We start from the raw sequence: 13,478 nt of genomic DNA on the forward strand, positions 1-13,478 counted from the left end.
TTTTTCTGACGGGCCTGGAAAACTGCCCTTTGTCGATCCACTCCACCGACGCCGAATGAGTCTTTTGGATCGACTGGCGATGGCGGCGGCTTATGAATGCCTTGGCCAAGCCAGGACCCCTCCGTCGGAGGTTCGGCTGGTTTTTGGGTCTCGTCATGGGGAAACCGGCGTGCTCGTCGGACTTCTCAAATCCATCCACCAAGGCGACGCCCTGTCTCCCACGGCTTTCAGCGTTTCGGTGCATCACGCCTTTACCGGTTTTTTCAGTATGATAGCGGGCAACCGGCATTCCTCCCGGGCCATCGCGGCGGGGGAAGAAACATTTTGTTGCGGGTTCTTGGAGGCGGTGGGGCAGTTGATGGAGGACGAAACCCCCGTGCTGTTCGTGACCGCGGAAGACGCGTTGCCAACGCCCTTTGGTCCTCTGGTGCGTTCGCCGGAGCCAGCCCATGCGGTCGCCCTGCTTCTCACCCGGGCCGGGCCGGCAGACCGGGGAATCTCTTTGTCCATCGTTCCAGGGGGAGAACAAACAGGTTCAGGCTGGCCCGTTGGGGACTTTCTCTTTTGGCACCGATCGGAGGCATCTGACCTTCGACTTTCATTTGGAGCGCGCACATGGGCGTGGGCCCGTTGACTCTGCCTCTATCGGCGGCGGAGGTGGTCCCGCACCTCGGGGCCATGGTCCTCTTACGGGATGTGGTGGCCCACGGACCTCGGCATACCGTCTGCGACGCGGTGGCGCGGGAAGGCGCTCCCCTCGTTTGCCAGGGGCGGTGGCCGGTGTGGGTGTCCATCGAACTAATGGCCCAAACGGTGGCGGCCCATTCAGGAATGATAGGACGGCGAAAGGGCGGGGATCCGGAAATTGGATTTTTGATTGGCGTTCGTCGATGCGCTTTCGACGCGGATGGCTTTGCCGTGGGGACAATACTTCGCGTCGAGGTCACCTGGGTTTGGGGGGATGATCGCTTGTTTTCATTTGAAGGGGTTGTTCGCAGGAGAAAAGAGGAGAAACCATTGGCGACCGCGCAACTGAATTTGTTCAAACCCGCCCCCCAGGACATCGGAGCACGGTCTTGAAGCGCCGGGTCTTGGTCACAGGGGCCAGCGGAGGGATTGGCCGGGCGGTGGCGGTGCGCCTGGCCCAGCACGGTTTTCAAGTCACGGTCCATTACCGGACCAGCCGCGCCGCCGCCGAAGAAACCCGTGCGCTCATCAAAAAAAAAGGAAAAGAAGCCGCCCTTTTGTCTTTCGATGTCTCCCGCCGCGCCGAAACGCGCCGGGCCCTGGAGAAGGATTTGACGCAACACGGCCCCTATTGGGGAGTGGCTTCTTGCGCGGGAATCACCGCCGACGCGCCTTTTCCGGGCCTCACGCCAGAAAACTGGGACCAGGTTTTGGATACCAATCTCGGGGGGTTCTACAACGTGCTCTCTCCCTTGATCATGCCAATGATTCAAACCCGTGACGGCGGACGCGTGGTGGCCCTGTCTTCTGTGTCCGGAATTATGGGAAACCGGGGCGAGGTCAATTACAGCGCGGCGGAGGCCGGCATTATCGGTGCGGTCAAAGCGCTATCCAAGGAACTGGGAAAACGCCGTATCTCCGTGAACAGCGTGGCTCCCGGCCTGATTGAATCAAAACTCACGCGGGACCTCCCTCTGGAGGAAATGCTCGCGTTGGTGCCCATGCGGCGGATGGGGAAACCGGAAGAAGTGGCGGCCCTGGTGGCCTTTCTTTTCTCACCGGAAGCAGACTATATCACCGGCCAGGTGATTTCCATTAACGGCGGCTTAATTTGACACGTCGCGTAGTCGTCACCGGGATGGCGGGCATTTGCCCTCTCGGGCAGGACTGGCCGTCTGTTCGCGAGCGGTTGCGTTCTCTGACGGGGGGTGTTCGGCGCATGGACGAATGGGACGCCATTGAGGGGCTTCAGACGCGACTGGGGGCCCCGGTGACCGACTTCGTCGTGCCCGACACGTTCGAACGGCGAAAAATCCGGACTATGGGCCGGGTGGCTCTCCTGTCCGCCCGTGCGACTGAACTGGCGCTCCGGGAGGCAAAACTTCTCGATCACCCGGCCCTCACCGATGGTTCGACCGGTATTGCTTTCGGGTCCACCGCCGGGTCCCCAGTGGCGGTGGAAGACTACTTTGAAAAAATTCATGTGCAACGCGGCGTGAGAGGGTTGTCCCCCAATACCTATCTCCAGATGATGAGCCACACTTGCGCGGCCAATCTGGGCCATTTTTTCGGCGTCAAAGGCCGCATCGTCACCACCTGTTCCGCCTGCACTTCCGGAAGCCAGGGGATCGGGTATGGCTACGAGTCGATCCGGGATGGCCGCCAATTGATTATGATTTCCGGCGGCGCGGAAGAATTGCATGTGTCGGACGCCATCACCTTCGATGTTCTGTTCGCCACTTCCACCTCCAATGATCGCCCGGACCGGTCTCCCCGCCCGTTTGATAAAACCCGGGACGGGCTGGTGGTGGGGGAGGGGGCGGGAACCCTGATTTTGGAAGAACTGGACCATGCCCGGGCCCGGGGGGTTCCCATTCACTCCGAAGTCGTGGGATACGCCACCAATTGCGACGGGGAACACATCACCAACCCTTGCCGCAAAGGAATGGAACGCGTGATGCGAATGTCCTTGGCGTCGGCCGGGCTGCAACCGGATCAAATTCAATACGTCAACGCCCACGGGACCGCCACGGAAGTCGGGGACATCGCCGAAGGACAGGCGACGGAACAGGTGTTTGGGCGAGCCGTTCCCATTAGTTCGCTGAAAGGTTACATGGGCCACACATTGGGCGCTTGCGGCGCCCTGGAAGCCTGGATCACAATCCAAATGATGAAAGAAGGCTGGGTCTGCCCCACATTGAATTTGACCGAACCGGACGAGCGGTGCGGGAATCTTGATTTTATTCGGGGATCGATCCGGGAAATGCCGGTGACGCTGGCCATGTCGAACAATTTCGCCTTCGGCGGAGTGAACACATCCTTGATCTTCAAGAAATGGGAAGGGGGTTTAAGGAATTGTCTTTCTCGCGGTGCCCGGTGGCCCGCACTTTTTTACATTAAATAGGAGGCCTTAAATGAAATGGATGCGTGTGGCATTGTTGTTGCCGTTGTTGTGGGGGTTCGTGGGGTGCGCGTATAAAAGCCAGCTGGTGCACAATGTGAGTATGGATGTGCCCGCGAAGGTGGATGCGCGTCCGGCCATTTTGAAAACGCTAAAAATTTACCATTGGAAAGTGATCGCGGACAATAACGGCGTGATTGACGCCAAACAAGAGAAGGACGCTTACTACGCCATCGTCCGAATCACCTACACGAAAGACACCGTGGCCATTAAACACTTGGAGAGCCAAGGGATGCGGTACACGAATGCCAACGGGGAAGAGCGAATCCATACCCATTACAACACTTGGGCAAACAATCTGGAGAAATCCATCAAAATGGAAATGGCGCCCATCCAATAACTTTCCTTCTCTCTTCCTATGGCCGGACGCCTCGCGTTTTTTCAGACTCGACCGGGTCGGGCTCAGGATGCGTTGGCGCAAGCCCAGCGCATCGCCTGGGGGCCGATGGCCTTTCAGGCTGTGGACGCGCTTCAACGCCTGGGCCTCTTGAGTGTTGCGGAGAGCAAAGGCGAACGAGGCCTCACCATCGCGGAGGCGGCCCGTGCGGGGCGCGTGCCGCCATACGGCGCGCGAGTTTTGTTGGAGGCTGGTCTTGGGTGCGGGGTGTTTTTTCTAAACGGTCGAAATCGTTTTGTCTTGACGAAAACCGGCCTTTGTTTCCTCTACGACCGGATGACCCGGGTTAATTTGAATTTTATGCGGGACGTCTGTTATCACGGCGCCGCCTCGCTGGAAAAATCCGTTCGGCGAGGAAAACCGGAAGGGCTCAAAGCGCTCGGCCCTTGGCCCACGATTTACGAGGGCCTCTCAAAACTGGATCCCCACATCCAAAAAAGCTGGTTTGCCTTTGACCACTTCTATTCCGACGCGGCCTATTCCCACGCGGCCACGCAAGTCTTGGCCCGCCACCCGGCGATGGTCTATGATGTGGGGGGGAACACCGGTCGGTTCGCTTCGCTCCTTTGTCAAACCGATTCCTCCGTCCGTGTAACACTCTTGGACCTGCCCGGCCAATTGGCGAAGGCAAAATCTTTCTTAAAGGGGGAGCCGTTCCAGACCCGCATCTCCACCCACCCGATCGACGTTTTGTCCAAAACGCCATTCCCGAAAGGCGCCGACGCTGTCTGGATGAGTCAATTCCTCGACTGTTTCTCGGAAACAGAAATTGTTTCCATCCTCAAAAAAGCGAAACGATGCCTTCGTCCGGGAGGTGAGATATTCATTATGGAACCCTTTTGGGACCGCCAGGACCAGGAAATGGCTGCCGTGAGCCTCCTCATGATATCGCTCTATTTCACCACCATGGCTAACGGAAACAGTCGCATGTATCGCGCCTCCGACATGCTACCCCTGATCCACCGCGCCGGCCTAAAAGTCGTCAAAGACCAAGAACACCTCGGCCTCTGCCACACCCTCCTGACCTGTATTGAGAAATAAGGCCAGGATTAGGGGACGAACGCAGAAAATATTGGAGGAAGAAAATGAAGAATATGTTTTTTATCTTATGCATATCGTTTCTTACCGCCTGTGCCAACACCCACTCATTTATAAGGAACAGTCCTGTCGAAATAATTTCACTCAACCCAAAAGGTTCCGTATTTGTTGCCATTCCCGATGACGGGGCATATGGCAACCGGAGATATGAGGGCTCCGGTAGAAATGCTTCACAAATTATTTGCTCAGCATTTCTTAAACACTGTAGATCTGTTCAAAAGGCGAACACAAGAGAGACATTTGAGGAATCAATGCGTTCCGCTACAAAAGGAGGACACAAATATCTGGTTTTTCCGACGATCCTTCATTGGGAAGACCGTAGCACGGAATGGTCAGGGAAACCGGATCGTGTTGAGGTTAAAATCGACCTTGTCGATATTAATTCCGGAGAATCGTTAGATTCGGTAATTGTCAAAGGAAAAAGTGGACTGGCAACTTTTGGTGGTGATCACCCTCAAGACCTGCTTCAAATCCCAATTGAAGAATTTGTTGCATCCCTCTATGAAGCGAGTCATGCGCAAAATTAGGTATTGAAGGGAAAGACGTGCCGCTCTTCACCTACAGTGGCGTTTCCTTTCTTATATTGAACGTTGCCAGGCGGTGCGGGTTGTCCACGCAATATGAGGGTTGGAGGAGCATTATCAAAAGGCCCCATTCGCACTTTTCAACATGTTGTTTATATGATCCGTGAGCGGCTCCGGAAATCAAATCAAGAAATGCCACCTTTAGCTGCAAGAGGTCCGACCATTAATATGAGAGAGAACGAAAAATATTCAGGGCGGCGGGCCGCTTTTCGGGTGTTGGCATCGGCACTGTTGATCATAGCCTTCCCATTCTTGGTTTACGAGGGCATGAAGAATTTGAGTCCCCGAGTCCTGTCCTTCCTACTCCTATCGTTATTTTCCGCCCGAATCGTTTCCACTCTCCCCTCGAATGGTGGGCGCCGGATTCTGTCTGCTTTGGGCGGAATGGCCCCACTCCTGATCCCTTTGGGGTGGGGCATCATTTTCAACGACCAAAGAGGGGCGCAGTTGATGCCTGTGTTCGTTTCGGCCGCGTTGCTTTTTTCATTCGGGCGGACTTTGTGGAATCCCCCAACGATAATAGAACGGTTCGCACGTCTCCAAGTGGTTGATTTAAGCGATGCGGAGGTTCGATATTGTCGGAAGGTCACGATTGTGTGGTGCTTCTTTTTTTCTGGGAACGCCCTGGCGGCCTTGCGAATTGCGCTGTTTGGCACAATGGACGAATGGCTGATCTATAACGGCGTTCTCTCTTACCTTCTCGTGGGAACGCTCTTGGCAGGGGAACACGTCATCCGCTGGTGGCACTTTCCCCACCGGGCGCCCACCTTTTTGAGGAAAGTGTTTTCATGATTCCTTTAACCGCGCTTGGTTGGCTCGCAGAGCGACCTTGGCAGTGCGCGTTTCCTCCTCTAGGGAGGATTCTTTTTCACATCGGACTTTGACGAACACGCGGCTGGTCTTCCCCTTTGGCTCTGCGAAGCTACCGGACGGTGATTCCTCGATAAATTAAGGCCGAAGGTTTGCTGGTAATCCTGAAAAGGCCCACTCTCCAGCTGTTCGCCATGGGGGCCATGATTAAGAAACAAGGGCCGGCCTGCCAATAACAGGATGTCGCCAGTCCGCAGGAGCCCAGGGTTCGAAGTGCTATTTCTGATTCACTTGAATGAACCAGCCTTTCCCCTTGTGGTTCTCCACCATCTTGACGCAGTTCGTAACACCAAATGTCACGGCGGCGGCGTGAAAGACAGTCAGTACGCGATCTTGGAGCGTCTGATCGTTCTCTAGTCTTTCGACCTTCAACCCCTTTGCGAGGGCCTCGTCAAAACTGATCGGATGCCCGTGAGTCTTGTGGTGGTGGGCGTCACCTAGCCAATATGCGATGGAGTCAGCCTTTTGCTTCGCATTTGCATCTCCGCGAAACATGCTCTGCTGCATCCAGTCGCTCACCTTCTCTTTGGCAAGAGTCAGTGTGTTTTGGCAGATGTTGAATATCCCTGGGGGATAGTCCTTCATTTTGCTTACCCACAGCGGTGCAACATGAGGCGTTGCTGTCACCTCGGCCTTTGCCTTGGCAAAGTCATCGAGAAGTGCCTGAGCTGGTGCCGTAAATGGTCCGTGTTGCGTAGGAAATGTGATTTGCGGATCGATCGGTCCGATAGCGGACTGCTTGCCCATCACGATTACATCGGCAGCACACGCAATCATGGTTGCAGCGGACATGGCATTCTGGGGAACGATGACACGAATGTGAGTGTACTTGGCTCTCAGGTAGTTCACGATTTGTTCTGCGGCTTCTAGTGATCCTCCTGGGCTATGCAAAATGAGATCAAGTTCAGTTCCCTTCAGCCCATTAAGCGCCGCCATAAATCCCTGTATGTCCTCTGTTGAAACCGAAAGCGTGACCGGAGGAACGCCCCCCTTTCCACTCGCATACGCGGATGCGTAAACAATGGTGTCGCGCTTCGTATGCTTGTGGAGCAAGGCAAGATACTTGTGTCGCAAAACATCCTGGCCAGCATTCTTATAGCTAAGAATCTCGTTTTGGATATCAGATCGATTAGGCATTGATCGTTCCCTCGTAGGAGATGTCCAGCATCACGGGATGCTCGACGTCAGTGCCCCGGTAGGCGTGATTAACGGCAGCCAGTAGCTGAGGGTCTATTGCAGCCTCCATGATTGCCAAGAGGTCCTTCTGTTCCTTCGCCAGGTCAGGCGGATTTGGGTTTGATGTGTCTGTCATCATTCTCTTCTCCTTCGAAACGACAAAGCTCACCGGTGCGGGCCGCTCGTGCCCGCACCCAATGGAGCGCCATTTTGGGCGTTAGTTCAATTGCTGCCTCCGTCGCCTTGCTGCTGGTACGCGGTGATCTTAGCTTCAAAGTGTTTCGCAAGACGCTGAGACACATAGAAAAGAATGAAAAACAACATGATCGTCAGAACCATTGCCAACAGAACTACTGCAGGGCGCGAAAAGGGAATGGCGGCACTCGGCGGCACGAGGAAGGATATGAGTTGGAGAATGAATGCCACAACGATAATGACACCCCCAAACAAGTATTCGGCCTTCTGGGAGGCAAGCGCGTGAACCATAAACGGGTTTTGGCCAACGTATGTGCCTGAAAGATCGTCCATAGTTGAGACGGTCTGCTGCATGACACCAATGGTGAAGAACAGAGAACCAATAACGCCTGCACACGCGGCGACAATCTGGATAAGCGTTGATGTCATCATAGTTGCGTCCAATATATGGATCACATTTTGTCCCAAGATGCATTTGGAAGGCCGTAGGTTTTGAGGATATCCAGTGCTTTCTGAGAAATCACAAGACGATGGGCGTTCCCGAGTCCAAAATCGCCCTCTCCGGGCCTGCCGGTTGGCTTTAGCCAAAGAAAAGGGGAGCCTTGTTTCAGCATGTAAATCCTCAAATTCCTCTGAAGTTGATGTGGTCACTTTATCAAACACAACGCCTGTTGCGGCCGCCTTCTTTAGCCCGTCCGCAGCCTGTTGGGTAATAACGAAACAAGGAAAGCTTTCGAATAAAGCGTCACGGCGCCAATCATCAAAATAGTAATGAAGCTTTCGAACAACCGGGGGGTGACGGGAAGAGCCCATAATCGTATGCTCGCCTAATCCTCCAGCGACTTCTGGTTCAATGATGAAATATTTCAAGGCCGGTTCACTTTGGTGGCTGGAATAATTTGCCGATTGTCTTGTCAATCTCGATGAAGAGACGTTGTATACTTTGTGCGACAGACGTTCTGTATCGGTCCACCTTGATGGGGGTATGACCACGGACAATCTGAAAAAAAAATCTAAACTTGGTTAAAGATTGTCTGGCAACCAGCCACCTCACCCTCCCACCAAGAACCACAAACCCAATCGGCACCCAAGTCCCGGTGGATGTCCAGTGGCTCATCAATTGTGAACTCAATAACTTTTTTAGCTCCTTTCTCCTCTGCTTGTATAATCGCGGCGGACGGAAGCCGGAGGAAATAATTTGAACCGCTACAGAATCCCAGAATAATCCCCTTTTTGGGATGGATCAGAGCGGGAGAGCCAAAGACAAGGCAACGAGAATCTTGGGGCAATGAAGCATTGATCACATCCCAAAGTCGTTGGACAACATCTGGATGGGAACCTTGGTTTAAGTAGGGTTCCTTAGAACTTTCAGGAGTTGCCACCATGGGTATTTCAGGGGAGACGCCCTCTTTTAAAAAGGCAAGGGCTTTGAGATTTAGTGGATGGAAGGGATCCAGAGGCAACAAAATATTTTTGGTCATATCATCCTCTAGCGAGATGGAACCAGGTAGTCCCCGTTCTGCCGATAACCTGCAACTCGAAGTCGTCGAAGTTCTCTTGCAAACATGGATTCTCCAAAAGAATTCGTAAGAGTGACCGAGGTTTGGGGTGAGGCCAGGTAAAACCGTGCGCGACGATCAATCCCCCCTTGAATCCAAGCATCATTCACCTCAGGCGTCCAGCCCTTTCGGAGATTAAGGACCCTGTGCCCTGGAAATGCCTCTGCAACGGCAGTATCGGTGATGTTTCCAATCGTTATTATGTCTTTTGATTCATAGGCGGTTTTGTAAGCACGCCACCCAACATTTGCATCGGAAATGGATTTGAATTTGATAACCGAGGAAAGTTCATTCTTAGAACGGAAGGCGGAGGACAAAGCCCTGGGGCTACTTGGAACCGGCAAATGCCTAAAACCTTGAGTTGATCCAATTCGTTCAGGAACTAAAATGTGACCGCTCTCGCCCAAGTTCAAATTCCATCTATCCAACCCTTTTCGTATGGGTGGCAAGAACAAATTACGACCCTGCGCCCAAAGGTCTTTGGCACCGGAAATTAGTTTTGAATTAATAACATCGTCGGTAGAATTTACTTTTGGCGAGGCGTTGATCCTCATTCCGGCAATGAATGAACCGACAAATCCCCCGACCTCGGCGGATTCCTCAGGCACTCCCAACCCTTTCAACCCCGTTTGGACCGCCCATTGAGAAATCACTATTCCACCAGTAACAAGGGGTGCCGTTAAGGCGAAGTACCCAGCGAACGCTATCCCCACCAATTGGCACCCCAACAGGGCGGATTTGGAACCGTGATAGCCGACAGTGCCTATCACCTGGGTCAGGGCGGGATTAGTTTCGGACAGGGATCCCAGGGGGGTGAAGATCGCCCCATCCGCGCTCCGGGCTAAGTCCCTTCGCGTTGAACTGATGGGGTAGGTTAGAACCTCGTGCGCCATCGCCGCGAGATCGTTGACCATGGTGCGAGGCGCGGCCACTGTTAGGCGCGTGGCGGCATTGGATAGTGTGGAGGCGAAGGCCTGGGCCTCCTCCGCGCTCATTAGCCCCTGGGCCGCCATTTCCTCGAGGGCGGTCAACCCGGCGTCCCGATGGGTATCAATGTTTTGTTTGGCTTGGCTCATGTGCGCCCGTTTTAGAAATTCTTCGGATAACGGGTCCACTGGAACACCGGTTTGTTTTAGGTCGGCCTTGGGCGAAAGGTCCTTCATGGCCACGGTCAGGCCCCGGAGGGACTGCTGGAACTTTTTGAAGCTTTCCCCGGCCTGGGTTACCTCTTCCGTCTTTTGGGTGAGGTCACCCTGTTTGGATTCTAAGGTGGTTTGGATATCTTGCGCCTTTCCGTAGTCCCGAGCATTGAGGGCGGTTTGGACCGCCGCTTCGCTTTCCTTTACGGATTTCGAGGCTTGCTCCAATGCCTTCACCGAACTCTTCGGTTCAAAGCGGGATGGGAATGAGGTATCGGTCTGGTTTTCGAGGTTGTTCATGAGCGCGTTGGCGGCACCCACGCTCTGCTCCACATCCTGGGCCGCCTTGGACGCCTGGGAAGTTATCCGGTTCGATTCCTCACGGTTGTCCTGTACGCTTTGTTCCAATTGTCCAACGTTTATGGGGGGGCGGCCCTGTTCCAGGTGAACCTTTTGTCGCCACTTTGGATAAGGGCGCTATTGAGCCGCAGGATCCCCGCTTGCAAGGTGAATGTGGCATGGGAGAGAGTGGCGGGGCTTTCCAGCCCGAAACCCTGGGCCATGTCTTTCTCCAAGTGCATTTGGCCCCCCGGGAACTCGAAACGGCCGGACGCGCCTTCGGGCGTCGTTACCGCCCCCTTGAACGTCATGTCCCCTGGCTGGATGACCCCCAACCCTTGGATTTTAAGAGGGGCTGTGACCGTCAGACGAGCGTTAGTTTCAAGGCGGGAGAAATCCACGCCCACGGGCGTGATCTTGTCTTTCTCCCCCACGAATGAGACCGGAAGGAGGGTGCCGTCCACCCGTTTGACGGGACCAAAGCTCTTCTCCCCGGCGGTCCCGGAAATCAGAGTCAAATTCTCCCCCTCCGCCTTGAACCGGGAACCCGGTTCCCAGCTCATCCCAAAAGCGTGGGTCTGGCCGCCATGGGTTTCAAATACCCCGTTGGGCTTTGCCTGGAGGTTGGTGAATTGTTGAGCCACTTTCTCCTGACTAGGCGATATCTTTAGCGTTTCCGTCGGCTTAAAAAACTTAACGACGGCCTGCCCGATGGCTTTGAACGGGGCCGCGAGGGCCTTGGCCACCACCTTCAAGACACCCTCCACCTTCGCTAGGAACCCCTGAGGCCGGGCCATGGCTTGCGCCTGCTTAACGACCTGGGGGACTTCGCGCTTTAAATCAAGTTTGACGGGCTCGAATTTGATGTTAGGTTTGAAAACGGGTTTGACCTCCGCAGGAACGAAAGGGACCGTTTGCGGTGCCATGGAGCGCAAGGCCAAGACGGTATTCAGGTTTCGGACTTGGAAGTCCAGACGTTGAGAAGGGGAATGGGTGTTGGGGCGGTTAAAAGAGTCGTTGTAGTCCCAGGGTTGATAGGCGCGGGAACGGTCGTTATTCCCAGCGGCAACGGGAGAGGCGACAGAGGCGAATCCAAGGGCAAGGGCTAGGAGATGGAAATACTTTTTGATAGCGCGGAGTCAGAGTGGGAAGAGAGGGGTCGGCGCATGGTAAAACTCCCGAAGAATTAAGAAGGTAAGTGTATGGGATTGTAGCACGGCCACTTTAAATGTCAATCACAAAGATAATGAGGCGGCAAAGGATGAGCACGCAGGAGAAAAGCTGAGATGGCTCCGGCCAACCGGGGGAGGATCCGCGCGATTGGCTACACGCCGGGGACGAAGGGAAGGGCACGGGTGTCGAAGCGAGACGCGACGAGCAAGCGCGGGCTTGCGCCCGCGAGCGGTGGCCCCGCCGGGCCCCGCGATAGCGGTCAACGGTCAAAAAAATAGAACGGCAAAGGCGCGGCACCACCTGCCGCAGTGGATGGGAGAGCATCGCACCCCCCTCTACACATGCGTCAGGGGGGAGGCCATTCACGGCCTCCTTGGGTCCAGAGGCCCCAAGGAGCCCGGCCCGGTTTCAACCGGGCGTGCCAAACGTCCGCCACTGGCGGACGGCACCCCCCTCCATTCGCAACAGGTCGATCGATCCCCAACAAGGAAGGCCGCACGTTGTAGTCGCCGGTCAGGCGATAGTTTTGCCAATAGTCGTGGGCGATATTTGGTATTGTAATATCGATGGTTGGCGGCCGACTGGAGCCACTCCACGTTTTATTCGTAGCGAACTGAAAATGAGGGTCCGTTCCCAACAAGGGGCCGGGCCTTCTTTCATTTTCGGGGGGACAAACGGCGGGCGGGGCGGAGAGGCCGGGTGCGGAAACGGAGGGAGACGATCCCGTCGCCTCTTTTCCGTCGGTGGAGAGGCCCCAGCGGAAGCGGACCGTGATGTTGTCCTTTCCGTAAATCACCTTTGCGATGCCTTGCCGAACGGCCAACGACTTCTCAATCCCGGTTTTGCGCGCGCAATTTTTCACATGCTTTTGGAGTGTCTCCTGAAGTATTTCGGAGGTCAGGTTTTCCAACTGTTGGGGCGGTTCGAACCCGTTTGGGTAGGGTTTGTGCAATACGTTTTTGAGTGCGAAAACGTGATTCCGCAGATACAGCGGGTCCATGGAAATTCTCAATAGATTTCTGTAAATCATATCGTCCAGGCGGTCGGCGCTGATCTGGCGTGTGCCGCAGGACCGCCAGCCCCGATGGTTTGTGCTGGCGCACCTGTAATAATGGTATCGCCGTTGGCCGGAGGGGCCGGTTTTGTCTGTGTGTGTCGGGCTCATGCTCGAACCGCATTCAACGCATTGGATGAGCCCGGCGTAGGGGAGGGCGTGGTAGGGCGGGGCGGGGGGCCACCGTTGGAATTGGAAGCGTACTTCTTCCGGGGGTCACGATCGGAGCCGGTGCCGTGATATTGCCGGGATCCGTTGTCAAGTTAAATACGAACATCCCTGCCGGCGAGACGTGGGGAGGGGTTCCCGCTAAGCGCATCATGGAAGCCCCCTTCGAGTCCAAAATCCTTTAGAATTCGGTCTCCATGTCATTAAGACGGATGATTCAAAGACGAACGAAAGAGGCGGCGCGGTTTGCCGGTGCGGAGGTGCAAGACCCCCGCCTGAAAAAAGACGACCATCGACCGATGGCGGTGCGGAACACAGAAGATCTTTCCGACAAGAACGCTATACTTCGTGCGGGTTAACGGGATTCGCTCTCCAGGACAATGGACACGGACTTCAGTTTGGCGGGGAGGGGTTTCGGCTGTTCGAAGTTGGTGGCGTAGGTCCAGTCGTCATAAGAAAAAGAAACTTTGTAGCACCGAGCGACTTCTTTTCCGTCGAACTTTATCAGGAACCCGCCATCGGCCATCGGAGAAACCTCCTCGCATTTTTTGTTAAGCCTGTCCGCCCACAAGAGATCC

Annotated in this window: 18 protein-coding genes; 10 read left to right on the forward strand and 8 right to left on the reverse strand. The window is 55.0% G+C overall.

Going from position 1 to position 13,478, the window contains the following annotated elements; translation table 11 throughout:
• Positions 1-55: 55 nt before the first annotated feature.
• From IPP35_08035 to IPP35_08075, 9 genes are all read left to right on the forward strand, one after another.
• Entirely contained in the window at positions 56-634 is a 579-nt protein-coding gene (locus IPP35_08035; GenBank protein MBL0059044.1) for a beta-ketoacyl synthase chain length factor, read from the forward strand.
• Positions 616-1,080 carry a hypothetical protein gene (locus IPP35_08040; protein MBL0059045.1) on the forward strand — a complete coding sequence of 155 codons (465 nt, stop codon included), beginning with the start codon at positions 616-618 and terminating at the stop codon, positions 1,078-1,080. Before IPP35_08035 ends, IPP35_08040 begins: the two co-directional genes overlap by 19 nt.
• Entirely contained in the window at positions 1,077-1,802 is a 726-nt protein-coding gene (gene fabG / locus IPP35_08045; GenBank protein MBL0059046.1) for a 3-oxoacyl-ACP reductase FabG, read from the forward strand. Before IPP35_08040 ends, fabG begins: the two co-directional genes overlap by 4 nt.
• The gene (locus IPP35_08050) at positions 1,799-3,091 is read left to right on the forward strand and encodes a beta-ketoacyl-ACP synthase (GenBank protein MBL0059047.1); all 1,293 of its coding nucleotides are present in this window, start codon (positions 1,799-1,801) and stop codon (positions 3,089-3,091) included. The genes fabG and IPP35_08050 overlap by 4 nt, the downstream gene beginning before the upstream one ends.
• A 10-nt stretch (positions 3,092-3,101) precedes the next feature.
• Positions 3,102-3,488, forward strand: coding sequence for a hypothetical protein (locus IPP35_08055; protein MBL0059048.1), 387 nt, complete (start codon positions 3,102-3,104; stop codon positions 3,486-3,488).
• 72 nt (positions 3,489-3,560) lie between these two features.
• Positions 3,561-4,586 carry a class I SAM-dependent methyltransferase gene (locus IPP35_08060; GenBank protein MBL0059049.1) on the forward strand — a complete coding sequence of 342 codons (1,026 nt, stop codon included), beginning with the start codon at positions 3,561-3,563 and terminating at the stop codon, positions 4,584-4,586.
• 44 nt (positions 4,587-4,630) lie between these two features.
• Positions 4,631-5,170: a DUF4823 domain-containing protein gene (locus tag IPP35_08065; GenBank protein ID MBL0059050.1), complete on the forward strand. Its 540-nt coding sequence runs from the start codon at positions 4,631-4,633 to the stop codon at positions 5,168-5,170.
• Between the two features lie 17 nt (positions 5,171-5,187).
• Positions 5,188-5,334: a hypothetical protein gene (locus IPP35_08070; protein ID MBL0059051.1), complete on the forward strand. Its 147-nt coding sequence runs from the start codon at positions 5,188-5,190 to the stop codon at positions 5,332-5,334.
• A 343-nt stretch (positions 5,335-5,677) separates the two neighbouring features.
• Positions 5,678-6,019: a hypothetical protein gene (locus IPP35_08075; protein MBL0059052.1), complete on the forward strand. Its 342-nt coding sequence runs from the start codon at positions 5,678-5,680 to the stop codon at positions 6,017-6,019.
• Between the two features lie 294 nt (positions 6,020-6,313).
• Here the strand turns inward: IPP35_08075 and IPP35_08080 are convergent, their stop codons facing one another.
• From IPP35_08080 to IPP35_08110, 7 genes are all read right to left on the reverse strand, one after another.
• Positions 6,314-7,234 (reverse strand): ATP-dependent Clp protease proteolytic subunit, encoded by a 921-nt coding sequence (locus tag IPP35_08080; GenBank protein MBL0059053.1) that lies wholly within the window; start codon positions 7,232-7,234, stop codon positions 6,314-6,316.
• Positions 7,227-7,412, reverse strand: a complete 186-nt coding sequence (locus tag IPP35_08085) for a hypothetical protein (protein MBL0059054.1) — start codon at positions 7,410-7,412, stop codon at positions 7,227-7,229. Before IPP35_08085 ends, IPP35_08080 begins: the two co-directional genes overlap by 8 nt.
• Before the next feature lie 83 nt (positions 7,413-7,495).
• Entirely contained in the window at positions 7,496-8,338 is an 843-nt protein-coding gene (locus IPP35_08090; GenBank protein ID MBL0059055.1) for a hypothetical protein, read from the reverse strand.
• A 143-nt stretch (positions 8,339-8,481) separates the two neighbouring features.
• Positions 8,482-8,949 carry a hypothetical protein gene (locus IPP35_08095; GenBank protein MBL0059056.1) on the reverse strand — a complete coding sequence of 156 codons (468 nt, stop codon included), beginning with the start codon at positions 8,947-8,949 and terminating at the stop codon, positions 8,482-8,484.
• A gap of 8 nt (positions 8,950-8,957) precedes the next feature.
• On the reverse strand, positions 8,958-10,574 hold the full coding sequence (locus IPP35_08100) for a hypothetical protein (GenBank protein ID MBL0059057.1): 1,617 nt from the start codon (positions 10,572-10,574) through the stop codon (positions 8,958-8,960).
• Positions 10,575-10,585: 11 nt separating this feature from the next.
• Positions 10,586-11,446: a hypothetical protein gene (locus tag IPP35_08105; protein ID MBL0059058.1), complete on the reverse strand. Its 861-nt coding sequence runs from the start codon at positions 11,444-11,446 to the stop codon at positions 10,586-10,588.
• A 578-nt stretch (positions 11,447-12,024) separates the two neighbouring features.
• Positions 12,025-12,843, reverse strand: coding sequence for a hypothetical protein (locus IPP35_08110; protein ID MBL0059059.1), 819 nt, complete (start codon positions 12,841-12,843; stop codon positions 12,025-12,027).
• Positions 12,844-12,923: 80 nt separating this feature from the next.
• Here IPP35_08110 and IPP35_08115 point away from each other — a divergent pair, with 80 nt between their 5' ends.
• A complete protein-coding gene (locus tag IPP35_08115) occupies positions 12,924-13,085 on the forward strand; it encodes a hypothetical protein (GenBank protein MBL0059060.1) in 162 nt (53 codons plus the stop codon).
• A gap of 170 nt (positions 13,086-13,255) precedes the next feature.
• On the opposite strand, the gene IPP35_08120 is transcribed toward IPP35_08115, so the two are convergent.
• A complete protein-coding gene (locus IPP35_08120) occupies positions 13,256-13,426 on the reverse strand; it encodes a hypothetical protein (GenBank protein ID MBL0059061.1) in 171 nt (56 codons plus the stop codon).
• Between the last annotated feature and the right edge of the window lie 52 nt (positions 13,427-13,478).

It is taken from the genome of Elusimicrobiota bacterium (assembly GCA_016721625.1).
Lineage (GTDB): Bacteria > Elusimicrobiota > Elusimicrobia > FEN-1173 > FEN-1173 > JADKHR01.